General features: G+C 73.2%; 20 protein-coding genes. 10 read left to right on the plus strand and 10 right to left on the minus strand.

From position 1 onward, the window contains the following. Positions 1 to 653: 653 nt before the first annotated feature. Positions 654 to 959: a hypothetical protein gene (locus ETD83_RS06970; protein WP_138644228.1), complete on the plus strand. Its 306-nt coding sequence runs from the start codon at positions 654 to 656 to the stop codon at positions 957 to 959. Between the two features lie 190 nt (positions 960 to 1149). Here the strand turns inward: ETD83_RS06970 and ETD83_RS06975 are convergent, their stop codons facing one another. From ETD83_RS06975 to ETD83_RS06990, 4 genes are all read right to left on the minus strand, one after another. Beyond that, positions 1150 to 1419: a hypothetical protein gene (locus tag ETD83_RS06975; RefSeq protein ID WP_138644229.1), complete on the minus strand. Its 270-nt coding sequence runs from the start codon at positions 1417 to 1419 to the stop codon at positions 1150 to 1152. A gap of 117 nt (positions 1420 to 1536) precedes the next feature. Next, positions 1537 to 2055: an aldehyde dehydrogenase family protein gene (locus ETD83_RS06980; protein ID WP_138644230.1), complete on the minus strand. Its 519-nt coding sequence runs from the start codon at positions 2053 to 2055 to the stop codon at positions 1537 to 1539. Between the two features lie 214 nt (positions 2056 to 2269). Beyond that, positions 2270 to 3433: a glycerate kinase gene (locus ETD83_RS06985; RefSeq protein WP_230420738.1), complete on the minus strand. Its 1164-nt coding sequence runs from the start codon at positions 3431 to 3433 to the stop codon at positions 2270 to 2272. 148 nt (positions 3434 to 3581) lie between these two features. Further along, complete coding sequence (locus ETD83_RS06990) at positions 3582 to 5027, minus strand: NCS2 family permease (protein WP_138644231.1); 1446 nt, start codon at positions 5025 to 5027, stop codon at positions 3582 to 3584. A 214-nt stretch (positions 5028 to 5241) separates the two neighbouring features. Between ETD83_RS06990 and ETD83_RS06995 the strand changes: the two genes are divergently transcribed. The 5 genes from ETD83_RS06995 to ETD83_RS07015 all read left to right on the plus strand — a co-directional run bounded on the left by ETD83_RS06995 (position 5242) and on the right by ETD83_RS07015 (position 11948). Beyond that, positions 5242 to 6540 carry a helix-turn-helix domain-containing protein gene (locus ETD83_RS06995; protein ID WP_138644232.1) on the plus strand — a complete coding sequence of 433 codons (1299 nt, stop codon included), beginning with the start codon at positions 5242 to 5244 and terminating at the stop codon, positions 6538 to 6540. Positions 6541 to 6653: 113 nt separating this feature from the next. Beyond that, positions 6654 to 8741, plus strand: a complete 2088-nt coding sequence (locus ETD83_RS07000) for a cytochrome c oxidase assembly protein (RefSeq protein WP_138644233.1) — start codon at positions 6654 to 6656, stop codon at positions 8739 to 8741. Positions 8742 to 8817: 76 nt separating this feature from the next. Beyond that, positions 8818 to 10053: a sensor histidine kinase gene (locus ETD83_RS07005; protein ID WP_138644264.1), complete on the plus strand. Its 1236-nt coding sequence runs from the start codon at positions 8818 to 8820 to the stop codon at positions 10051 to 10053. A 14-nt stretch (positions 10054 to 10067) separates the two neighbouring features. Beyond that, complete coding sequence (locus ETD83_RS07010) at positions 10068 to 10766, plus strand: response regulator (protein WP_138644265.1); 699 nt, start codon at positions 10068 to 10070, stop codon at positions 10764 to 10766. Positions 10767 to 10850: 84 nt separating this feature from the next. Beyond that, positions 10851 to 11948 (plus strand): baeRF3 domain-containing protein, encoded by a 1098-nt coding sequence (locus ETD83_RS07015; RefSeq protein ID WP_138644234.1) that lies wholly within the window; start codon positions 10851 to 10853, stop codon positions 11946 to 11948. A 33-nt stretch (positions 11949 to 11981) separates the two neighbouring features. Here the strand turns inward: ETD83_RS07015 and ETD83_RS07020 are convergent, their stop codons facing one another. After that, positions 11982 to 13727, minus strand: coding sequence for a hypothetical protein (locus tag ETD83_RS07020; protein WP_138644235.1), 1746 nt, complete (start codon positions 13725 to 13727; stop codon positions 11982 to 11984). Between the two features lie 101 nt (positions 13728 to 13828). On the opposite strand from ETD83_RS07020, the gene ETD83_RS07025 reads away from it, so the two are divergent. The 3 genes from ETD83_RS07025 to ETD83_RS07035 are packed head-to-tail and all read left to right on the plus strand — an operon-like array spanning position 13829 to position 16514. Next, the gene (locus ETD83_RS07025) at positions 13829 to 14503 is read left to right on the plus strand and encodes a response regulator transcription factor (RefSeq protein ID WP_138644236.1); all 675 of its coding nucleotides are present in this window, start codon (positions 13829 to 13831) and stop codon (positions 14501 to 14503) included. After that, positions 14500 to 15966 carry a sensor histidine kinase gene (locus ETD83_RS07030; protein ID WP_205717528.1) on the plus strand — a complete coding sequence of 489 codons (1467 nt, stop codon included), beginning with the start codon at positions 14500 to 14502 and terminating at the stop codon, positions 15964 to 15966. Before ETD83_RS07025 ends, ETD83_RS07030 begins: the two co-directional genes overlap by 4 nt. Next, positions 15963 to 16514 (plus strand): hypothetical protein, encoded by a 552-nt coding sequence (locus tag ETD83_RS07035; RefSeq protein WP_138644238.1) that lies wholly within the window; start codon positions 15963 to 15965, stop codon positions 16512 to 16514. The genes ETD83_RS07030 and ETD83_RS07035 overlap by 4 nt, the downstream gene beginning before the upstream one ends. 65 nt (positions 16515 to 16579) lie before the next feature. On the opposite strand, the gene ETD83_RS07040 is transcribed toward ETD83_RS07035, so the two are convergent. From ETD83_RS07040 to map, 4 genes are all read right to left on the minus strand, one after another. Next, positions 16580 to 17296, minus strand: coding sequence for a metal-dependent hydrolase (locus tag ETD83_RS07040; protein ID WP_171064054.1), 717 nt, complete (start codon positions 17294 to 17296; stop codon positions 16580 to 16582). 148 nt (positions 17297 to 17444) lie between these two features. Next, positions 17445 to 18494, minus strand: coding sequence for a DNA polymerase ligase N-terminal domain-containing protein (locus tag ETD83_RS07045; RefSeq protein ID WP_138644239.1), 1050 nt, complete (start codon positions 18492 to 18494; stop codon positions 17445 to 17447). Positions 18495 to 18513: 19 nt separating this feature from the next. After that, positions 18514 to 19203, minus strand: a complete 690-nt coding sequence (locus ETD83_RS07050) for a ComEA family DNA-binding protein (RefSeq protein ID WP_138644240.1) — start codon at positions 19201 to 19203, stop codon at positions 18514 to 18516. 58 nt (positions 19204 to 19261) lie between these two features. Further along, the gene (gene map / locus ETD83_RS07055; protein WP_138644241.1) at positions 19262 to 20113 is read right to left on the minus strand and encodes a type I methionyl aminopeptidase; all 852 of its coding nucleotides are present in this window, start codon (positions 20111 to 20113) and stop codon (positions 19262 to 19264) included. Positions 20114 to 20180: 67 nt separating this feature from the next. On the opposite strand from map, the gene ETD83_RS07060 reads away from it, so the two are divergent. After that, on the plus strand, positions 20181 to 20360 hold the full coding sequence (locus tag ETD83_RS07060) for a hypothetical protein (protein ID WP_138644242.1): 180 nt from the start codon (positions 20181 to 20183) through the stop codon (positions 20358 to 20360). Positions 20361 to 20380: 20 nt separating this feature from the next. Here the strand turns inward: ETD83_RS07060 and ETD83_RS07065 are convergent, their stop codons facing one another. Continuing rightward, complete coding sequence (locus ETD83_RS07065) at positions 20381 to 20977, minus strand: hypothetical protein (RefSeq protein ID WP_138644243.1); 597 nt, start codon at positions 20975 to 20977, stop codon at positions 20381 to 20383. Positions 20978 to 21043: the final 66 nt, after the last annotated feature.

The following is a 21043-nucleotide window of genomic DNA, read 5'->3' on the forward strand; positions in this document are numbered from 1 at the left end:
GTCACGGGTAGCGGGGGAGTCCGAGCGATCGGGCTCCCCCGTCGTGGCCCTCGGGTTGGCAGCATGGGCTAAGCGAGTCGGCCGGGAGAATGGCCGCGCCGGTTCGCACCGTTCCCGCCTCCGGGTGAACCGCCCTGACCGTCCGGTGATCACGCCCCATCGGAACGCGTCGGGCCTCGTTCACCCGGGGGCTTTCTGCGTTTCCCGGATGGCGCATTTGGCGCTGGATCGGTCCATGACTGCTCGATTGTCCCATGCGCCAGTCGTAATCAACTCGTGATGTACGAAAGTTTTAGCCCATGTAACACTAGGGACCCCGCCGCTGCCACGGCGGGGTCCTAGTCCGTCCTCTGTGAGGAGAGGAGCCATGGAAGATCCTTTCATGCTTCCGGCCTTCGAGCGAGCGCACGGCACGCTCGGGCCGGTGCTGTCCGTGCTGGTCGCCGGCCTGCTGATGTGCGTGATCGTGCTGCTTTGGGAGCAATGGCGGCTTGTCCGCCGCCGGACGTGCGGGTGCGGGTGCGGCAGCCCGCTCCGCCGCTGCGAAACCAAGATCACCGCAGGCCGGGCGGCGGTTCACCGTCTTGCCGGCGACGGCGTCACCGCCCGTGGGAGCCGCGGGCGCCATCGGGGGAGCCACCGGGGAAGCCATCGTGGAGGAGGCCGTCGTGGAGGAGACCGACCGGTGCCAGGGGCCGCAGCCGCGGTGCTCCCAGCTCCCCACCCTGGAGGTGATGCTCGGCCGGCTGTCGGACCGGTCGCCGCTGCCGCCCCTGCGGGTGTGCTCACAGTGTGGAGCCTGCATCCTGACCGTCCACGGGGTGTGGCCGGAGGGGGCGCCGAGCCCGTACCGGGTGGTGCGGATCCGGCTGCTGCACCAGCCCGCGGTCCGCACGCCGAGAGTGCCGTCTTCACCACCGCGGGCGCCGGTACCTGAGCGCGCCGCCGCGCGGCCGTGACCGAGCCGGGACGTCTACGGGGGCGTCCCGGCCCGTCCGGTCCCCGGACGGTGGCGCCGCGCCGGACGGTGGGGCCATCCCGGACGGTAGGGCCGTGCCGGGCGACGGTGGCATGCCGGACGGCGGTGGTGGCGTGGAGGGTGGAGCTGTGGCGGGTGACGGGCCCGCGCGTTCGGAGTCGCCCCGCCGCTCACGGGGCTCGTCGGCCGATCGGCACCGTCCAGCATCGCCAGCCGGCGAGTTCACCGTCCACGACGTAGGAGGGCGGTGGAAGGTGCGTCACTCCGAAGAAGTCGAGCGTGGCGTCCAGCCAGGCGTCATCCTGCTCTGCAGTCTCACCTGGCCGGTCATAGGCAATGAGGGTCCGGTCCGCGACGAAGACGAGCGCACCTCCATTGGGCGCCACCAGGTTTGTGTCGGCAACTACCTCGGTACTGGCCAATGACCTGATATCACTCACGTAGCCGACCCTCTCAAACCCCTTTACCCCCTTGCAGTTCCTCCCCCACCAAGGAGTTAAGTTCCGAACAGAGGCTACAAGAAGTTGTCAGGTATGCGGTAGAGGTGCCTCGGCCGCCTAGTCGCTTACAACCTTCTGCTGTTGCCGCGCCGCGTACGAGGATTTCGGCTCGGAGATCCGCTCGTAGTTCGGATCGGCCGCCGCCTCCTCCGGTGTGCGGGTGTCGCGGTAGAGCCCGTGATGGGGGTCGTATCTGATGATCTGATTGTCGTCCCGGATGTTGCGCACCGCGGTGACGTACATTTCCCGCACCGACACGGCGAGATTGTCGAGGCCAAGTGCGCGCACTCGTGCGTGGTATTCCAGGAGCCGGTAGAGGCTCTGGTTCCGTTCGTGGCGCGGCAGGTCAGGCCATGCCTCGAACTCGCGGTCGGCGCGGACACGCCGGGCTCCGACCGCGACCCCGTACTGCTCCTGAAGGCGCTCGCGATTACGCTGCACCCACACGCGGACGTAGCTTTCGGTCACCTCTTCGTCTGCCAGAACGCTCAGCCGGTGAGCGTACCCCCGCCAAGCCAGATCCTTTCCGTGCTCGCGCCAGAGGCTCAAAAAGTCCTCATCACGAATAAGGCCCATGTTCAAACTCTCCGTTACTCACTCCCCGGCTGCCAAGCATAGGGGGAGAGGGTGCCGAAGACCACCTCTCGCGCCAGTAAAAGACTACAGATCGTGACCCCGTGCGGGTCAGCGCGCCGAAAGTGATCTTGTAGCGAGGGCTAACCCGGGCGTGGCGGCTATTTAGGGCGGCGCCGGGAGCGAGAATTTCAGCGGACCATTGGGGCGATCCGGCCTAAGGGCCCGCCGGGGGCAGCCACTCGTCGGCGATCGCGACCGTCAGCTGCTCCAGCAGCGGCCCGGCCCGGCGGACACGGCGCTCCGGGTCCGGTTCGATGTCGGCCAGCGCGTACGCGGCCTGGATCCGCGCCTTGCGGAGCTGCTCGCCGGTGAGTCCGCGCTTGCCGGCCACCGCGACGACGGGCGCCCCCGCGCGGGCGGCGGCACGGGCCACCCCGATCGGCGCGGTGCCGCGCAGCGAGCGGGTGTCGAGCGAGCCCTCCCCGGTGACGACCAGCCGCGCGCCGCGCGCCTTCGCGGCGAAGCCGAGCAGGTCGAGCATGAGGGACGCGCCCGGCTCGATCGTCGCGCCGAGGAAGGTGAACGCGGCGAACGCGACGCCGCCCGCCGTCCCGGCGCCGGGCAGGTCGCGGGCCGCCTTCCGGGACGCCGCCTCCGCCAGGTCGGCCCAGCGGCGCAGCCCGGCGTCCAGCAGCCGGACCTCGTCGCGGGTCGCGCCGCGCCGCGGCCCGTCCACGGCGGCGGCGCCGGCGCGGCCGAGCAGCGGCCCCGCCGAGTCGCCCGCCACCACCACCTCGATGCCCGACATGTCGGGCAGGCCGCGCAGGTCGAGCGCGTGCAGGGAGCGCAGCGCGGCGCCGCCGGGCGGCAGGTCCTTGCCGAGCGCGTCGAGCAGCCGCCCGCCGAGCCCCTGGACGAGGCCCGCGCCGCCGTCGGTGCAGGCGCCGCCGCCGAGCCCGAGGACGATCCGGCGCGCCCCGAGCCGCACCGCGTGCCCGAGCAGCTGCCCCGTCCCGACGCTGGACGCGACGAGCGGGCGCGGCTTCCCGCCCGGCAGCCGCCGCAGCCCGGACGCCTCGGCGAGCTCCACCACGGCGCTGTGCCCGTTCAGCGCCAGCCGCGCGGTGACGGGACGGCACGTCGGCCCGGACACCTCGACCTCGACCCGCCGCCACCCGGCCGCCACCGCCGCATCGACGGTGCCCTCCCCGCCATCGGCGACCGGCAGCTCGACCAGCGGGACGCCGGGCCGGGCGCGGCGCAGCCCGGCCGCGAGATGCCGGGCCGCCTGCGCCGCCGTCAGGGCCCCCGGGAACCTGCCGGGCGCCAGCAGGACATGACCCGGCGGAGACAGATGCGGGGGAGAGTCCGCGGACACCACAGGCACGCCTTTCACGCCGGGGGGTAAGGCCCTACCTTCTGCTTACGCCATGACGGCACTATTTGACACCCGCAAACGCGTCCGGGACTTCCAAATGAACGGAGAGTTGCCCAGAAAGGACCTCTGGAGGACGCGGCGGCGCCCGCTACCGCACGTTCAGCCACTCCTCGATCGGCTCGATCGCGAAGAACAGCAGGAACAGCAGCACCACCGGCCACAGCCAGACCGAAACCTCGCGCCACCGGCCCCTGGCCGCCTTGATCAGCGCGAAGCTCACCATCCCGCCGCCGATCCCGATCGTGATCGAGTAGGTGAACGGCATCAGCACGATGGTGAGGAACGCCGGGATCGCGATGTCCAGGTCGTCCCAGGCGACCTTGGCGACCTGCGTCATCATCAGCGCGCCGACGACGACCAGCGCGGGCGCCGCGGCCTGCGCCGGGACGGTCGCGGCGAGCGGGGTGAGGAACAGCGTCACCGCGAACAGCGCGCCGGTGGCGAGGTTGGCGAGGCCCGTCCGGGCGCCCTCCCCGACGCCGGCCGCCGACTCGACGAACACGGTGTTGGCGGACGAGCTGGTCACGCCGCCGAACGCGGCGGACAGGCCGTCCACCGACAGGATCCGGCCGAGCCGCGGCACCTCGCCCTTCGGCCCCACCAGCCCGGCCTCGTCGCTGATGCCGAGGATCGTGCCCATCGCGTCGAAGAACCCCGACAGCACCAGCGTGAACAGCACGACCAGCGCGGTGATCACGCCGGCCTCGGCGAACCCGCCGAACAGGTCGAACTCCCCGAACAGCCCGAAGTCGGGAGTGGCGAACAGCTTGTCGGGCATGTTCGGGGTCACCACGCCCCAGCCGCCCTCCTTGACGGACGCGTTCTCCTGGATCACCACGGCCGCGACCGTCCCGGCGACGATGCTGATCAGGATCGCGCCCGGCAGCCGCCGCACGTACAGGACGATCATCAGCAACAGGGTGAGCGCGAACACCAGCGCCGGCCACGTTGACAGATGGCCGCCGGTGCCGAGCGCCAGCGGCGGGCTCACGTCGCTGGACGAGACGAACCCCGCGTCGTAGAACCCGACCAGCGCGATGAAAGCGCCGATGCCGACCGCGATCGCGTGCTTGAGCGCCAGCGGGATCGAGTTCATGATCCGCTCGCGGATCCCGGTGAGCGCCAGCACCACGATGACCGCGCCCTCGATCACCACGAGGCCCATCGCCTGCGGCCACGTCATCACCGGCGCCGCCTGGAACGCCACGACCGCGTTGATGCCGAGCCCGGCGGCGAGCGCGAGCGGCGCGTTCCCGACCAGGCCCATGATCACCGTGGCGATCGCCGCGGACAGCGCCGTCATCGTGGCGAGCTGCGGGATCGACAGCGTCGCCCCGGTGACGTCCTTCGCGCCGCCGAGGATGATCGGGTTCAGCAGGATGATGTACGCCATCGCGAAGAACGTGGTGACGCCGCCGCGCAGCTCGCGCGCCACCGTCGTCCGGCGCCCGGAGAGATCGAAGAGCCGTTCCAGCGGTCCACCCCCGCGCCCCGGCGGTGATTCGTCGGTCGTGGCGGCGTTGGTACCGGGCATGCGTGCGCTCCGCTTTCCACAGCGTGATCTCGAAATGGCGTGCACAGGGTAGCCGGTATAGCCTGCGCGGGTGCGGAACACGCTCCGGTACCGAATCAGCGGAATCGCAGCCCCGACCGGCCGTGATCTGGGCACACTTGAGGGGCGAGTCGACTTCATCCCCGCCGGCCGCGCGAGCGCGGCCGGCGGGCATTCCGTAGGCGGTGGTCACACGATGGATCGGGAGACACTGGGGCAGCGCATCCGCGCCCTGCGGATCAGGCAGGGCGTGAGCCAGGCGCAGCTCGCCTTCCCCGAGCTGTCCGACAGCTACATCTCGCTGATCGAGAGCGACAAGCGGGTGCCCGCGCCGAGCGTGGTGGAGCTGCTCGCGGCGAAGCTGAACTGCTCGGCGACCTACCTCGTCAGCGGCGTCAGCGAGGACGTCGTCGACGAGCTGCGCGTCACGCTCGACTACGCCGAGATCGCGCTGAGCAACGGCGCGGCGGCCGAGGCGCGGGCCCGGTTCGCCGAGGTCCTCGCCAGCGCCGACGCCGTCGCGCTGCCCGAGATGCTGCACCAGGCCCGCTGGGGCCACGCGCTGGCGCTGGAGGCCGCGGGCGAGCTGGAGGAGGCGATCGCCCAGCTGACGGAGCTGACCGGGGAGGCGTCCGCCGAGGTCGACCTCGACCACTGGGCCAAGGTCCACGTCGCGCTGAGCCGCTGCCTGCGCGAGCGCGGCGACACCAGCGCCGGCGTCCAGGCCGCCGAGAACGCGTTGCGGCACCTCATCGCGACCGGCGCCGACTCCACCGACGCCGCCGTCCACCTCGGGGCCGCGCTGCTCGCCGCGTTCATCGAGCGCGGCGACCTCGTCCGCGCCCGGCAGCTCGCCACCCAGCTCGTCGAGCGGGCCGAGCGGATCGGCAGCCCCCGCGCCCGGATGGTCGCCTACTGGGAGGCCGCCTACGTCGCCGAGATCCGCGGCGAGTACGAGGACGGCGTCACCCTCGCCGAGCGGGCGCTGATCCTGGCCGGCGACGGCGAGGACCCGCGCAACCTCAACCGGCTCCGCGTCATCTACGCCGGGCTGCTGCTGCGCGCCCGGCCCGACCAGGCCGCCCGCGCCCACGAGCTGCTCGCCCGCGTCCGCGGCGAGATCAACGCCAGCTCGTCCGGGGAGATCGACGTCGCCTGGTGCCTGACCGAGCTGGCCCGCGCGGAGACGGCGCTCGGCCGTCCCGCCGAGGCGGTGCGGCTCGCCGAGGAGGCCCTGGACCTGCTCGGGGACGCGCCGCGCCGCGCCACCGCCGGGGCGCTGACGGTGCTCGGCGAGGCGTCGGTGCGGCTCGGCCGCCGCGACCGCGCCGTGGAGGTGCTGACCCGCGCCGCCACCTGCCTGGAGGAGATGGAGTCCTCCCGGGAGGCCGCGCAGGCGTGGTTCGACCTCGCCGAGGTCCTCGCCGAGACGGGGACCGCGGAGGAGCCCCGCATGGCCGCCTACCGCCGCGCCCTGACCTGCGTCGGCGTGTAGCCGGGGTGTGGCCGGAGGCGCGGCCGGGACGCCCGGCGACCCGGGACAGGCCGGTGGCGGGGGCTCAGTAGGGTAGAGACGCCCCGTCGACCCCGCACAGAACCCGGCCTCCCATGAGCACCCAAGGATCACCGGACGTCAAGCCGGACGTGAACAGGGCCGCCTTGGGCGTCGTGCGTGCCGCCGTGATCGCGGCGGCGGCGTGCGGCGCCGTCCTGGTGGGCGGGCTCGTCCTCGGCGGATCCGTCACCGAGAAGGTCATCCCCGGCCTCGGTGACGCCGGCGTCCTCACCCGGTGGGGGCTGCCCGCGTCCCGCGCGGCGATGGACCTGCTGTCCGCGCTGACCGTCGGCGCGCTGATCGCCGCCGCCGCGCTCCTGCCCATCGAGAGCGGCGGCCCCGCCGGCGGCGGGCGCTCCGCGGAAGGCGGGCGCGGGCCCGGACGGCTGTCCAGGGACGCGGTCGGCTACCTGCACGCCGCGTCCTGGCTCGCCGCCGCCTGGGCCGCCGCCGCCGCGGCCACACTCGTGTTCACGGTCGCCGACGTCCTCGGCCAGCCGGTCGGGCAGGTCGTCACCGGCAGCGAGCTGAGCAGCTACGTCGGCTCCCTGCCGCAGGGCACCGCGCTGATGATCGTGGTGCTGCTGGCCGTCGTCGTGGCGTTGCTCGCCCGCACCACCACGACGCCCGCCGCCGCGTTCGGGCTGCTCGCGCTGGCGGGGATCGCGCTGCTGCCCGCGCCGCTGACGGGGCATTCGGCGTCCGCCGCCAACCACACCGTCGCGACGACCGGCGTCGCGCTGCACGTCGCCGCCGTCGCGCCGTGGGTCGGCGGCCTCGCCGTCGTCGGCGTCCACGCGCTGCTCCGCCGCGACCGGCTGCCCGTCATGGCCGACCGGTTCAGCCGCATGGCCCTGTGGTGCTACGTCATCGTCGGTGCCAGCGGCCTGGTGAACGTGATCGCCCGGCTGCCCGACCCGGTCGAGATGGTCGAGACGAACTACGGACGGCTCGCCCTCGGCAAGATCGCCGCGTTCTGCGCGCTGGGCTGGTTCGGCTGGTGGCACCGGAGCCGCACCCTCCCGGCCCTGGAGGCGGGCAAGCCGTGGTCGTTCGCGCGGCTCGCGTCCGTCGAGGCCGCCGTGATGGGCGCCGCGGTGGGCCTCGCCGTCGCGCTGGCCCGCACCGCGCCGCCCGCGCCCACCGAGCCGGAGTCCGCGGTCAAGGCGCTGCTCGGCTACGAGATGCCGCCGCAGATCACCCCGGCGCGGCTCGCGACCCTGTGGCAGCTCGACCTGCTGTTCGTCGTGCTGGTCGCGGCTCTCGGCGGCCTCTACCTCGCCGCGGTCGTCCGGCTGCGGCGGCGCGGCGACTCCTGGCCGGCCGGACGCAGCGCGGCCTGGCTCATCGGGCTGGTGACGATGATCGCCGTCACCCAGACCGGCGTCGCGAAGTACGCGCCGATCCTGTTCAGCGTGCACATGGCGCAGCACATGGTGCTGAACATGCTGACGCCGATCTTCCTGGTCCTCGGCGCGCCGGTGACGCTCGCGCTGCGCGCCCTCAAGCCCGCGCGCGTCCGCGGCGACCGGGGCCCGCGCGAGTGGCTGACCGCGATGCTGCACAGCCGGTACGTCGCGGTCATCGCGCATCCGGCGGTGGCGACGTTCATCTTCGTGGTGAGCACGTTCGCGCTGTACTTCACGACGCTGTTCGAGGCGGCGATGCGCAACCACCTCGGGCACATGGCGATGTCGCTGCACTTCCTGTTCGCCGGGAGCCTGTTCTTCTGGGTGCTCCTCGGCGTCGACCCGGCGCCGAAGAAGCTGCCCTACCCGGGACGGCTCCTGCTGCTGTTCGTCACGATGCCGTTCCACGCGTTCTTCGGCATCGCGCTGATGAACCTGAGCCAGGCGCTGGCGCGCGGCTGGTACGCGTCCGTCGACCCGCCGTGGGGCACGACGATCCTGAAGGACCAGCACACCGGCGGCGCGATCGCGTGGGGGTTCGGCGAGGTCCCGACGTTCCTCGTCCTGATCGTCCTGGCGTTCCAGTGGTACCTGGACGACCAGCGCCAGGCGCGGCGCATGGACCGCAAGGCCGACCGCGCCGCGGCCCCCGGCGGACGCTCCGAGGACGACGAGCTCGCGACCTACAACGCCCGCCTGGCCAAACTCGCCGAACGTGACAAGTCCGAGTAACCCCCGGCGGAGCGAGCCCCATTCCCTCTCGCGGGGGAGTGGACAGGGGCGCTGATCTGCCAGGATCGATGGCGTGATGCGCGTCCTCCGGCCGCTGATCGAGCGGACGACCTGGCTGCGCTGGTCCCATCTCGTCGTGGGCGGCGCGCTGCTGATGCCGTACTGGTTCCTCGCGATCAGCCTCATCCCGCTGCTGCCGCTCAGCGACGGCGTCGTCAAGGTCGTGCTGATGCTGCTGTTCATGCCGGCGGCGGCGACGTTCGTCACGGGGCTCGTGCCGACGGTGCGGCTGCTGGAGGGGGCGCTCGCGAAGGAGCTGCTCAAGGGCCCGGCCGCGTCGATCGTGCCCGGGTCGGCGCGATCGTGGGAGAGCAGGGCCCGGGCAGGGGCGTGGTTCGGCCTCCACCTGGGCGCCGGAGTGGTCGTCAGCGGGCTGAGCCTGGCGGTGCCGCCGTTCGCGGTCGTGATGATCCTCGCGCCGCTGGTGACCTGGGACACCCGGTTCCTCGACTCCTGGGGCTGGCAGGACACCTGGCACCAGTGGCCCGCGCCGCCGGTCGGGCTCGCGTCGCTGGCCGCGCTGCTCGCGCTGATCGTCGGCGTGGGGGAGCTGCTGTCGCGGCTGGCGCCGTGGTTCCTCGGGCCGTCCGCCGCGGAGAAGCTCGCCGATATGGAGGCCAAGGCCGTCAAGCTCGCCGAGCGGAACCGGCTGGCCAGGGAGCTGCACGACTCGGTCGGCCACGCGCTCAGCGTGGTGACCCTGCAGGCCGCCGCGGCCGGACGGGTGCTGGACGCCGACCCGGCGTTCGCCCGGGAGGCGCTCGGCGCGATCGAGGACTCCGCCCGCGCCGCGCTGGAGGACCTCGACCATGTGCTCGGGCTGCTGCGTGAGGACGCGTCAAGGGCCGCGGCCGCCCCGCAGGCCACTCTGAAGGACCTCGGGCGGCTGCTGGAGCAGACGAGGATCGCCGGGGTGGAGCTCGACGCGGAGATCGGCGACGAGGTGGAGCACGTCCCGGCGGCGGTGTCGCGGGAGGCGTACCGGATCGTCCAGGAGGGGCTCACGAACGCGCTGCGGCACGCCGGGAAGGTCCCGGTGCGGCTGCGGCTCGGGGTGGAGCGCGAACGGCTGGAGATGGAGATGACCAACCCGCTCGACCTGGCGTCCGGCGCCGGCGCCGACCACGGCGGCGGGCGCGGCCTCGGCGGCGTCCGCGAGCGCGTCACGGTCCTGCGCGGCGAGATGACCGCCGGACCGGACGGAGACCGCTGGCGCTTCCACGTGTCGCTCCCGCTAAGGTCCGGGACATGACGGGGGACGGGGACATGATCAAGGTTCTGCTGGTCGACGACGAGCGGCTGATCAGGGCGGGTCTCGCGGCCATCATCGAGGCCGAGGACGACCTGACCGTGGTGGGGGAGGCCGCGGACGGCGCGGAGGTGCCGGACGCGGTGAAGCGGCTGCGACCGGACGTGATCCTCATGGACGTGCGGATGCCCCGGCTCGACGGCATCCAGGCGACCCGCCTCATCCTGGAGTCGACGCCGTACTCATCGAGGGCGGACGACTCCCCAGACTCCCCGGGACCGGAGTCGAGGCCGCCGCGCATCATCGTCGTCACGACGTTCGAGAACGACGAGTACGTGTACGACGCGCTGAAGGCGGGCGCGAACGGCTTCCTGCTCAAGCGGACGCGTCCGGAGGAGATCCTGCAGGCCGTCCGGATGGTGGCGCACGGCGACAGCCTGTTGTTCCCGGCCGCGATCCGGGAGCTGGCCGCCCGGCACGCGCCGTCCGCCGGGGCGGGCGGGGCGCGCTGGCACGGGCAGCTCACCGAGCGGGAGGGCGACGTCCTGCGGCTCATGGCCAAGGGGCGCTCCAACGCGGAGATCGCCGAGGACCTGTTCGTGAGCCCGCAGACGGTGAAGACGCACGTCGGGAACATCCTCGCCAAGCTGCAGGCCCGCGACCGCACGCAGGCGGTGATCCTCGCCTACGAGACGTCCTTCATCACGCCGGGCTGACTTTCGGCACGCCGCTTACACCTGATTTACCTGGCGGTAGCTAGAAATGAGCACAAGGGACAAAGTCTGACAGATCGGGGGATCATGGACGCCGTCACTCTGGCCGAACTCCGCAAGCCGAGGGCCTATCCGGCGGTGTCGGTGCTGATGCCGACGCATCGGTCCGTCCCGGCCAACCGGCAGGACCCCATCCGGCTGCGCAACCTGCTGGCCGAGGTGCGGCGGCGGCTGCACGGCGACGCGCGGGTGGCGCCCGACGCCGCCGACCACGTGCTCCGCGGCCTGGAACGCGCCGCCGGGGAGGTCGACCTGCGGCACGCCTCCGACGGGCTGGTGCTGTTCGCGGCGCCCGGCGGCGAGCACCACGCGTTCATGATCGCGCAGAACGTGGACGAGCGCGTCGTCGTGGACAGCGGCTTCGCCACCCGCGACCTCGTCGCCGACTTCACGCGCACCCCGCGCTACTGGCTCCTGTCGCTGTCCGACCACCGGACGCGCCTCTGGGACGGCCACGGCGAGGATCTCACCGAACGCACCGGCGGCGGCTTCCCCGTCGAGCCGGAGCCGCTCGACGAGGCGGGCTCGGGACGCCACTCGCGCCGCGGGGCGCAGGGCGGCGACACGGAGCGCCACAGGCAGATCATGCGGGACGTCGTCGGCGCGCTCGACCGGGTCCTGGCCCGCGACCGCCGCCCGCTGATCGTCGCGGGCGTCACCCGCCACCAGGCGTTCTTCGACGAGGTGGCGGGCCCGCACATCACCGTGGCGGGACGCGTCGACGGCAGCTTCGAGGGCGCCGCGCCCAGCGCGCTCGCCGAGGCGGCCAGGCCCGCGCTCGCCGCCTACGAGGACCTCCGCGAGGTCGGTGTCCTGTCGGAACTGGAGGCGGCGCGCAGCATCCAGCGCTACGCGGGCGGCCTGTGCGAGGTGACGCGGCTGGTCGAGGAGGGGCGCGGCGAGCACCTCGTCGTCGAACGCGGCTACTACGCGCCCGCGGTGAAGACCGAGGGCGAACTCGTCCCGGTGGACGGCATGCCCGGCGTCCTCAAGGGCGCGGACGTCGTCGACGACGCCGTGGACGACGCGATCGAGACGACGCTGGAGTACGGCGGCGAGGTCACCTTCGTCTCGGACGGCTTCCTCGTCGACCACGACCGCATCGCCCTGGTGACCCGCTACTGAACCGCCGCGGTGCCGCGCTGTCGAGGTGCCGCGCTATCGAGGAGCGGCGTCGCAGGACGGGGCATGCCAGCTGACCCAGCGGATCGACCAGGTCCGTCCCGCGTGCGGCCGCCATCCCGCCGGGTGGGCGGGCCAGGACGCCTCCGGGTCCGTCTCGTCCGGCTGGGGCACGACGACGGTGCACACGCCGGGCGCCGGACGGCGGCCGTCCCGGAGGTCGACGCGGCCGACGCGCGTCCACCACACGGGATGCATGAGGCTGATCCTGACGGCCCAGTGCAGTGAGACGTCCGCGACGACCCCGCCCGCCGCCGGTCCCGGAAACGGCGCCGGCGGGGGGACCCGCCGCGGGGACGGCCCCATCGCGAACGTCAGCGCCGCGAGGTTGATCCCGGCCAGGGCGACGGCCGTCACGAGCGCGCCACGGCGTCCGCCCAGCCGTGACAGGGCCAGGAACCCGCACAGCAGGGCGCTCACGATGAGGGTCACGGCCGGCAGATGCAGCGCGCTCCGGTCGCCGGTCAGGAACGTGGTCTCGGGGAAGTCGAACGCGATGAAGGTGTGGGTGCGGAGCCGTCCGCCCGCGTAGGCGGCCACCCAGAGGGCGGCGCCCCCCAGCACGAGCAGGGACGCCGCGGCCAGCCGGATCGCCGCCCGCGGCCCGGAGCGCATCAGCGCCGTCACGCCGATCAGCGTGTAGACGAGCGCCAGGCATGACAGGTAGCGGCCGTACGCGAAGTTCCCGACCCGGTGCTCGTCCGGCAGCGCGGCCGAGGAGGCGTAGGCCACCGCGAAGGTCGCGGCGAGCAGCGCCGCCGCCATGATCCGGTCCGGGCCCGGTGTCCGGCGGCGGACCAGGACCACCGCGACGGCGGCCAGCCCCACCCCGGCCAGGCCCCACGTGGACACGACCAGGTACCAGATCTGCCCGGCGGCGCCCGACAGTGCCCATTCCTGTCCCGGGACCGTGGTGATCCTCAGCTCCAGCGACGCGGCGAGATCCCGCGTCCCGCCCGGATACAGCTCGCCCTTGACGCGCGTGTTCAGCGAGGCCCCCGCCGCGTATCCGGCGAGCGCGACCGCGCCCCCGGCGACCGCGGCCCGGTCCCTCAGGCGGTGCGTGACCGCCACGCCGACGAGAACGAGGACGTGGACGACCAGGAACACCATCCCGCGCGTGTGGACCATCGCCGCGTAGGACGCGACCGCGCTCGCCGCGGCCGCGTCGAGGGCCCGGCCTTTGCGGACGAACCGGTCGAGCGACAGCAGCCAGGCCAGCGCCAGCGCGGGCAGGACGGCGTCCGCGAGCGCGAACGCGCCGAAGAACGTCGTGGCGGGCAGCAGCGCCGCCGCGAACGCCACGGGCAGCGCGAGCGACCGGGCGAGCCCCAGCCGCCGCGCCGCCGCGTACCCGAGCGGGAACAGCGCCGCGCCGAGCAGCGCGTTGATCACCATGACGATCGTGTAGACGGTCGCCGGGTCGTGCGAGAGCCAGTACGCCGGGGCGAGCAGCAGCGGATATCCGCCCTGGTAGAAGGTGTTCCCGGACAGCTCACCGCCCGCCGACCCGGCCAGCCACCGGGCCGCCGTCAGGTAGCCGGTCTCGTCCGGGTTCGCCGCCGGGGCCGTCCGCGCCCGCGCGAACCACAGGCGCACGGCCACCTGCGCCGCCGTGCCCGCCGCGAGCAGCCACGGCAGGACGGCGGGACGGCGGGCGAGCCGCGGGCCGGGCGGGGCCGGCGGGTCGTCACGGCGGGGCGGCGCGGTCGTGAGCGTCATGACGCCCACGCTCCGGGCCGACTGTCATGATCTTGTGCGCGCGATGTCCAGATCTCGTGACAAAGGCGGATGGCTAATCATTCGTGCCCGATACTGGTGGGGTGGCGAGCATTCTCTTCGTCGAGGACGATCCCGCCGCCCGGGCCGCCCTGGAGCTGGCGCTCACCCGCCAGGGGCACGGGGTGACGTCCCGGGCCACCGGCGAGGACGGGCTGGACGCGCTGCGCGCCCGGCGCCCCGAGATCGCGATCCTGGACGTCATGCTGCCCGGCATCGACGGCATCGAGGTCTGCCGCCGGATCCGCCGCGAGGACCCGCTGCCGGTCATCCTGCTGACCGCGCGCGGCGACGACCTCGACGTCGTCCTCGGCCTGGAGGCGGGCGCCGACGACTACGTGGTCAAGCCCGTCGAGCCCCGCGTCCTGGACGCCCGCATCCGCGCCGTCCTGCGCCGCGCCGACCACACCCGCGTCGACCGGTCCGTGTACGGCGACCTCGTCATCGACCGGGCCTCGCTGAAGGTCACCAAGGCGGGGGCCGACCTGCGCCTCACCCCGACCGAGCTGCGCCTGCTGCTGGAGCTGGCGCGGCGGCCGGGCCAGGCGCTCACCCGGCAGCACCTGCTGTCCGAGGTCTGGGAGCACACCTATCCCGGTGACTCGCGGCTCGTGGACGCCTGCGTCCAGCGCGTCCGCGCCAAGATCGAGGACGAGCCCGCCGAGCCGCGGCTGATCGAGACCGTCCGGGGCTTCGGCTACCGGTTCAACGCGCCGTGACCGGGGACGCCGGCCGCCGGTTCACCGGCCTGCGGCTCCGGCTCGCGGCGGCGTTCACCGCGGTCGCGCTGCTGGCCGCGCTGCTGGCGTCCGGCATCTCCTACGTCCTGCTCAGGCGCGTGATGCTGCAGCGCGCGCAGGACGCGGTGCTGAGCGAGGTGCGCGACACCCTCACCCGGCAGATCCCGCCCCGCCTGCCGCCGGACACGGCGGCCCTCATCCGCGCCCAGCTGGAGGAGGTCCTCGGCGACGCCCCCGGACGCAAGGCGGCCGCGGTGCCGGTGGCGCTGGACGGCAGGGTCAACCTGCCGCCCCCGGGCTCCCTCGACGTCCCCGTCACCCGGGAGTTCGCCCGGCGTGCGCTCCGTGGCGTCGTCTTCCAGCGCGTCATCCGGAACGGCACGCCCTATCTGCTCGTCGGCGCGCGCGCCAGCCGCTACCAGACCACGTTGGAGGAGCCGTGGCGGACGACGCCGCCGATGGTGTTCGTCTCCGCGAGCCTCAGCCGGGAGGCCGCCGACCTGCGCCTGTTCACCCGCGCGCTGCTGATCGCGGACGCGCTGGCGCTGGTGTCGGCGGTCGGGTTCGCGCTGCTGGCGACCCGCGGCGTGCTGCGTCCGGTGCGCGGCCTCGCCGCCGCGGCCAGGGCGCTCGGGGAGGGCGACCTGGAGACCCGGGTGACCGTGCGCGGCGGCGACGAACTGGCCGACCTGGCCCGCACCTTCAACCGCACCGCCGAGGCGCTGGAGCGGACGGTGACGGACCTGCGCGCGATGGAGGCCGCGTCCCGCCGGTTCGTCGCCGACGTGTCCCACGAGCTGCGCACCCCGCTGACCTCGATGATCGCCGTGACCGATGTGCTGGCGGAGCAGGCCGCCGACGAGAACGGCGCCGCGGCGCGGCTCGTCGCGGGCGAGACCCGGCGGCTCGGGCGGCTCGTCGAGCACCTGATCGAGATCAGCCGCTTCGACGCCGGCGCCGCCGCGCTCGTCCTGGACGAGGTGCGCGTGGCGGACGCGGTCGCCGGGACCCTGGAGGCGCGCGGCTGGCGGGACGACGTGGCCGTGCACGGCCCGCCGGACCTGTTCGCGCGGCTGGACCCGAGGCGGTTCGACGTCGTCATCGCCAACCTGGTCGGGAACGCGCTGCGGCACGGGGGCCCTCCGGTCGCGGTGCGGTTCGAGGCGGCGGACCGGCACGGCGTCGCGGGCGTGACCGTCGTCGTCACCGACCACGGCCCGGGACTGCCCGCCGACCTGGTCGACGTGGTGTTCGACCGGTTCGTCAAGTCCGACGCGGCACGCTCGCGCAGCGACGGCAGCGGCCTCGGGCTGTCCATCGCGAAGGAGAACGCCATGCTGCACGGAGGGACGCTCACGGCCGCCAACGGCGCGGACGGCGGAGCGGTGTTCACGCTCTGGCTGCCCGGCCGCCCGTTCCCGGAAGGTGAGGAGGCCCCATGAGGGGGAGGCCGAGCGCGGTCGGCCCGGTGCGGATGCTGTTCGCGGCCACCGTCGCGCTGGCGGCGCTCGCCGCGCCGGTGATGCCGGGGCTCGGCATCCAGCCGACCGGGATCATCAGCGCGGGCGGCAGGCCGGTCGCGGCGGGCAAGGCGGCCGGCATCACGGTCTATCTCCTGCGGGGCCACCGGCTGGTGCCGGTCGTGCGCCCCGGCCTCCCGGGGCACCCGTATCTGGGCCTCACCCAGCTCGGCGTCCCGGTCACCTACGAGGAGCGGCGCGGCGGTCTGCGCACCGAGGTGCCGAACGAGTGGGAGATGCAGGTCAGGCAGGACGGCATGCCGGGCGAGCTCGCCGTCGACATGATCGAGGAGCCGGCCCGCGGAGACGGGAGCTTCGGTCTCTGGTCACGGGCCGCCCTCGGGCAGCTCGCGTGCACGGCGCAGACCGTGCCGGGGGTGGAACGGGTCGTGCTCGCCGGGCTGTTCAACAAGCGGCACGACTTCTGGACGACGGTGACCTGCGACGAGTTCGAGGACCTTCTGAGCTGACCGCCCGGCCGCCGGCCCAGGGCACGTCAGGGCAGGGCACGTCAGGGCAGGTCCGCGCGGGGTGCTCAGCCGCGGGTGAGCCACTGGGTGGTGGTGTCGCCGAGCACCGAGCGGACGGCGAGGACGGCGATGCCGAGGCTGAGGACGGGCATGACGACCCAGCGCTCCACCTTGCCGTCCGTCCTCGGGATGACGGGGACGTCGATCCGGTACGGCAGCGGCCAGAACACCGGGCAGCCCCGCGGCGTCAGGCAGTCGCCGACGACGTGCGCGAAGCAGCCGAGCCCCACCGCGAACCCGACGAAGCTCATGTCGATCTTGTGCATCAGCCAGACCGCGGCGAGGGCGAGCGCGCAGTCGGCGAGCGCCGACTGGGGCTCCTTGCCCTCGAAGTCCAGCCCGACGCCGCGCAGCCCCAGCCCGACGATCATGAACAGGCAGGCCCACCACGCGTAGACGTAGTGCGTCGCGAGGATGTCCATCGCCAGGCCCATGGCGACCGCGAACAGGAGCGAGTGGGTCGCCTGCCGGTGCCCGCCAGAGAGCTTCCCGATCCACTTGCACATGTGCTCGGTGATCGGCCCGAACGTGTTGGCGATGCGTCCGTTGTGATGGTCGATGTCGGGCAGGATCGCCGCGCCCGCGCACACCACGGCGCCCGCCGCGACCTGCTCCGCCGACAGCGACACCGCGTAGTCGCCGAGCAGCCGCTCCTGGGCGATCACCGGCACGGCGCCGAGCCATGCCAGCGCCCCGCTGAGGGCGTGCGTCTTGCCCATCATGTGCCCGTTCCCCCGCCTCTCAGCACGTCCCGCCGCCGTTCCAGAGCGGGACTCTAGCCCGCTACTGATCGTTTTCAGCGGCGGCGCGCCGAAGCTGGCACTACGCCCGTTTGATGCGGGATGCGCGGCACCGGTTCCGCCCGGCGAGCTAGGACGTGACTGGGATGAAGCGCCAGGCGCCGGAGTCCTCGCCGGGCTCGTAGGACGAGTCCAGGCGCTTGGCGACGACGCCCGGCAGCCCCTGGTCGGCGGCGGCGAGCCGGACGGCGTCGCCGTCGCCGGGGAACCAGGGCGCCGTCTGCCACCGGGGCCCCGACAGGTCCAGCTCGTCGAGCCGCTCCCGGCGCTCCCGGTACGGGACGTCCAGCAGCGGATGCCCGTCCAGATGCAGCAGGTCGTAGATCATGTAGATCTCGCGGCCCTCCAGGACGGCCAGCTCCCCGTCCAGCAGCACGGGCCGGGCGCCCAGCGAGGCGCCGAGCCGGGAGCCCAGCCCGCCGGGCCCGTCGACGGCGCGGCCCCGGTCGTCGGTGAACCGCGTCCGGCCGCCCTCGACGTAGGCGGGCATCCGCCTGCCGCCCCACGCGAACTCGAAGCCCCACGCCTCCTGGTCGCGCGGCAGCCGGGCCTTCTCGACCGGGCGCATCGGCCGCAGCGAGTCCGGCAGCGGCTCGGCGCCGGGATCGGCGGGCGGGTCCATCCGGTGGATCATCCAGTTCTTGCCGCGCGTGCGGAACAGCACGTAGCGGCCGGAGACCCGCGACCCGTGGATCACGATCTTGACTTCGCGCTCGGACCACTTCTCCGTCTCGTACGTCCCGCGATCCCAGATGGTCATCGTGCCGGCGCCGTACTCGCCGCGCGGGATCTCGCCCTCGAACGTCGCGTACTCCAGCGGATGGTCCTCGGTGTGGACGGCGAGGTGGTTGGTGTCCGGGCTCCACGGCAGGCCCTTCGGCACGGCCCACGAGACGAGCACGCCGTCGCGTTCGAGCCGCAGGTCCCAGTGCAGGCTGCTCGCGTGGTGCTCCTGGACGACGAAGGTGTCGTCGTCGCCGTGCGGGAGCGCCTTCTCCTCGGGGACGGGCTCGGGCGTCCGGCCTGGATCGCGCTTGCCCCGGTACGCGGCGAGCCGGTCGCCGCCGCCATCGCCGCCTTGACGGTCCTCGCCGTCCTTCTTCCGCTTCTTCGGGGTCACGCCCGGTTCGTACCCGCGATCAGCGGATGAAGACGGCGTAGTCGGCGAGGTCGCCGGTGAGGGACGGCGGCAGCCCCGCCACCGCGGACAGTTCCTCGGCGGACACGAACCCGCCCGTCTCGGCCCGCACCCGCTCGATCTTGCCCGCCAGCTCGGGCGTGATGCCGGGCAGCAGCGTGAGCGCCTCCGCCGGCGCGTGGTTGACGTCGACGAGCCCGCCGTCGTTGTACTGGCGCGGCAGGTCGGGACGTCCGATCCGCAGCTCCTTGGCCAGGCCGGGGTCGGACGCGGCCAGGTCCCGCGCCTTGTCGCGCAGCAGCCGCCGCCGCTTCACGCGCTCCACCACCGCCTCGTTGTCGACCGCCGACAGCCCGTGCGGGTCGAACACGCGGCGGCGGATGATGAACGCGTGCGCGCAGCCGATCACGGCGAGGACGAACAGCAGCACCCCGACCGTGCGTTCGGCGCCGTCGTCCTTGCCGATGTCGGGCAGCAGGAACAGCATCACCGTGAACACGCCGATGTAGGCGGCCGTGGAGATCAGGAGGTGGACGCTGCGCCGCCACAGCGCCGCCGCCGCGAACGTGAACGGTGTGGCGTAGCCGAGGGTCAGGAAGGGCAGCGCCGCCCACGTCACGCTGAGCGCCGCGCGCCCCGGCGGCATGCTGTCGGACGGAACCCTCGGCTCGTACGGCGCTGGGGCGTTCATCTCTAGAGGGTCTCCCGGCCGGATGTGGGGCGAATCGGACTCTAGATCAAGAGGTCTGTCACGGCAGGGTGAGGATTTCGTGGCCGTCCGCGGTCACCAGCAGCGTGTGCTCGAACTGGGCGGTCCGCTTGCGGTCCTTGGTGACGACCGTCCAGCCGTCCTGCCACATGTCGTAGTCGTGGGTGCCGAGCGTCAGCATCGGCTCGATCGTGAACGTCATCCCCGGCTCGATGATCGTCGTGGCGCTCGGGTCGTCGTAGTGCGGGACGACCAGCCCCGAATGGAACGTCGTGCCGATCCCGTGCCCGGTGAAGTCGCGGACGACCCCGTACCCGAACCGCTTCGCGTACGACTCGATGACCCGTCCGATCACGTTCAGCGCGCGGCCCGGCTTCACCGCGCGGATGCCCCGCATCGCCGCCTCGTGGGTGCGCTCCACGAGCAGCCGCGACTCCTCGTCGACGTCGCCGCACAGGAACGTCGCGTCGGTGTCGCCGTGCACGCCGCCGATGAACGCGGTGATGTCGACGTTGACGATGTCGCCGTCGCGCAGGACGGTGTCGTCCGGGATGCCGTGGCAGATCACCTCGTTGATCGAGGTGCACAGCGACTTCGGGAAGCCGCGGTACCCGAGCGTGGACGGGTAGGCGCCGTGGTCGAGGAGGAACTCGTGGCCGATGACGTCGAGCTCGTCGGTCGTGACGCCCGGCCGGACGTGCTTGCCGACCTCCTCCAGCGCCTGCGCGGCGATCTTCCCCGCCACCCGCATCCGCTCGATGATCTCGGGCGTCTTGACGTCGGCCTCTCCGGTCTTCGGACGTTTCTTCCCCACGTACTCCGGCCGCGGAATGCTCGCCGGGACCTTGCGCATGGGGGAAACGTGTCCGGGCCGGAGTAGCTGGGTCGTCATAGTGGGGAGTGTAGTCAGCCGGGATCGGGCAACGAATCCCGTGCGAGCAAGATCGAAAGGAGCGCCGATGGCCGGTGACGACGGTGACTGGTGGTTCTGCCTGAAGCACATGAAGGTCGAGCACGGGCCCGGTTGCCCCGGCAAGGACCGGATGGGCCCCTACGAGTCCGAGAGCGCCGCGGCGAGCGCGCTCACCCTGGCCCGCGAACGCAACGAGGCGTGGCGCGAGCGGAACGGCGAGGACTGAGGCGGGCCGGACTGACGCGCCTAGTCGACGACGGGCCCGGACACCGCGTCGAGCAGCTTGGCGATGCGGTGCCGGATCCCGCGCGGGCCGCGCGCCGGCTCCTGCCCGGCGGCCGCGCTGACCAGATGCTGCGCGCCGTCGAACGAGATGAGCGCCTCGTCCGGCGGGACGGTCAGCGCCTCGTGGGCGAGGCCCCGCAGGTCCTTGTCGCCGCCGTCCAGCGCGAGGACGGTCGCCCCGACGCGGCGCGCGTCGTCCACCCGCTCCAGCAGCGGGACGGGCGCGTCCTCCTCGGCGACGACGAACAGCGTCTCGCCGCGCCGCGCCGCCTCCAGCCGCTCCAGCCCGACCCGCAGGTGCGCGGGCGCGTCCGCCGGGGGCTTCCAGCGCACCAGCGTCGGCGCGAGGCCGGGGACGTCCGCGAGGCGGCTCTCGTCGTCCAGATGCGCGGCCAGATGCCACGGATCACCGGCGGGGGTGCCGACGAGCAGCAGCCCGCCCGGCGTCCGGGACGTGACCCGCAGCGCGCGGCCGAACTCCTCGGTCCGCTCCAGCCAGCCCGTCGTCGACAGGACCTCGCGCAACATCACGATCTGCTCGGCGTCCACGGGAACCATGGTGCCGCACGCGACGAGCCGGGCAGGCGGTTTCGGCGATGCGGGGGAGCCCGGAGCGCGCCGCCC

This window comes from Actinomadura soli (assembly GCF_005889715.1).
In the GTDB taxonomy this organism is placed as follows: Bacteria; Actinomycetota; Actinomycetes; order Streptosporangiales; family Streptosporangiaceae; genus Spirillospora; species Spirillospora soli.

Bases quoted from the DNA above. Each gene is read 5' to 3' on its own strand.
- ETD83_RS07015 (WP_138644234.1), top strand. From the start codon at position 10,851: ATGGACGCCGTCACTCTGGCCGAACTCCGCAAGCCGAGGGCCTATCCG.
- ETD83_RS07040 (WP_171064054.1), bottom strand. From the start codon at position 17,296: ATGATGGGCAAGACGCACGCCCTCAGCGGGGCGCTGGCATGGCTCGGC.
- ETD83_RS07005 (WP_138644264.1), top strand. From the start codon at position 8,818: ATGCGCGTCCTCCGGCCGCTGATCGAGCGGACGACCTGGCTGCGCTGG.
- ETD83_RS06980 (WP_138644230.1), bottom strand. From the start codon at position 2,055: ATGGGCCTTATTCGTGATGAGGACTTTTTGAGCCTCTGGCGCGAGCAC.
- ETD83_RS06995 (WP_138644232.1), top strand. From the start codon at position 5,242: ATGGATCGGGAGACACTGGGGCAGCGCATCCGCGCCCTGCGGATCAGG.
- ETD83_RS07060 (WP_138644242.1), top strand. From the start codon at position 20,181: ATGGCCGGTGACGACGGTGACTGGTGGTTCTGCCTGAAGCACATGAAG.
- ETD83_RS07065 (WP_138644243.1), bottom strand. From the start codon at position 20,977: ATGGTTCCCGTGGACGCCGAGCAGATCGTGATGTTGCGCGAGGTCCTG.
- ETD83_RS06990 (WP_138644231.1), bottom strand. From the start codon at position 5,027: ATGCCCGGTACCAACGCCGCCACGACCGACGAATCACCGCCGGGGCGC.
- ETD83_RS07035 (WP_138644238.1), top strand. From the start codon at position 15,963: ATGAGGGGGAGGCCGAGCGCGGTCGGCCCGGTGCGGATGCTGTTCGCG.
- ETD83_RS07010 (WP_138644265.1), top strand. From the start codon at position 10,068: ATGATCAAGGTTCTGCTGGTCGACGACGAGCGGCTGATCAGGGCGGGT.
- ETD83_RS07020 (WP_138644235.1), bottom strand. From the start codon at position 13,727: ATGACGCTCACGACCGCGCCGCCCCGCCGTGACGACCCGCCGGCCCCG.
- ETD83_RS07050 (WP_138644240.1), bottom strand. From the start codon at position 19,203: ATGAACGCCCCAGCGCCGTACGAGCCGAGGGTTCCGTCCGACAGCATG.
- ETD83_RS07000 (WP_138644233.1), top strand. From the start codon at position 6,654: ATGAGCACCCAAGGATCACCGGACGTCAAGCCGGACGTGAACAGGGCC.
- map (WP_138644241.1), bottom strand. From the start codon at position 20,113: ATGACGACCCAGCTACTCCGGCCCGGACACGTTTCCCCCATGCGCAAG.